1 protein-coding gene is annotated in these 1,194 nt (G+C 64.4%); it reads right to left on the bottom strand.

Translation table 11 applies throughout. The features are described 5' to 3' along the window. Entirely contained in the window at positions 1-1,194 is a 1,194-nt protein-coding gene (gene tuf / locus C3942_RS21855; RefSeq protein WP_104232479.1) for an elongation factor Tu, read from the bottom strand.

Below are 1,194 nucleotides of genomic sequence, written 5' to 3' on the forward strand. Positions count from 1 at the left end.
TTAGGCCAGGATCTTGGTGACGACGCCGGCGCCGACGGTACGACCGCCCTCGCGGATGGCGAAACGAACACCCTCTTCCATGGCGATCGGGTTGATCAGCTCAACCGTCATCTGGACGTTGTCGCCCGGCATCACCATCTCCTGCTCGAACTGGATCGAGCCGGTCACGTCGGTGGTGCGGAAGTAGAACTGCGGACGGTAGCCCTTGAAGAACGGGGTGTGACGGCCACCCTCTTCCTTCGTCAGCACGTACACCTCGCCATTGAACTTGGCGTGCGGCTTGATCGTGCCCGGCTTGCACAGCACCTGGCCGCGCTCCACGTCTTCCTTCTTCGTGCCGCGCAGCAGCAGGCCGACGTTGTCGCCCGCCTCGCCCTGGTCCAGCAGCTTGCGGAACATCTCCACGCCCGTGACGATGGTCTTCTGCGTGTCGCGGATGCCGACGATCTCGACTTCCTCGCCCACCTTGACCACGCCGCGCTCGATGCGGCCCGTCACCACCGTGCCGCGGCCCGAGATGGAGAACACGTCTTCCACCGGCAGCAGGAACGGCTTGTCGGTCTCGCGCTGCGGCTCCGGAATCCAGGTGTCCAGGGCGGCATACAGCTCTTCCAGCTTGGCGATCCAGGCGGCGTCGCCCTGGATGGCCTTCACGGCGGCACCGCGGATCACCGGGGTGTTGTCACCGTCAAAACCGTACTTGTTCAGCAGGTCGCGAACTTCCATCTCGACCAGGTCCAGCAGCTCGGCGTCGTCCACCAGGTCGCACTTGTTCAGCCAGACCACGATCTTCGGAACGTTCACCTGCTTGGCCAGCAGGACGTGCTCGCGCGTCTGCGGCATCGGACCGTCGGTCGCCGACACCACCAGGATCGCGCCGTCCATCTGCGCCGCGCCCGTGATCATGTTCTTCACGTAGTCCGCGTGGCCCGGGCAGTCAACGTGCGCGTAGTGGCGGTTGGCGGTTTCGTATTCGACGTGGCTGGTCGCGATCGTCAGAATCTTCGTCGCGTCGCGGCGGCCCTGGCTTTCCGAGGCCTTGGCAACCTGGTCGTACGGCACGTACGTGCCGCCGAACTTGTCCGCAGACACCTTCGTCAGCGCGGCCGTCGTCGTGGTCTTGCCATGGTCAACGTGACCGATCGTGCCCACGTTCACGTGCGGCTTCTTGCGCTCGAATTTTTCCTTTGCCAT

Source organism: Solimonas fluminis (genome assembly GCF_002930645.1).
In the GTDB taxonomy this organism is placed as follows: Bacteria; Pseudomonadota; Gammaproteobacteria; order Nevskiales; family Nevskiaceae; genus Solimonas_A; species Solimonas_A fluminis.

Excerpts from the sequence above, each read along its gene's own strand:
- tuf (WP_104232479.1), bottom strand. The coding sequence starts at position 1,194 with ATGGCAAAGGAAAAATTCGAGCGCAAGAAGCCGCACGTGAACGTGGGC.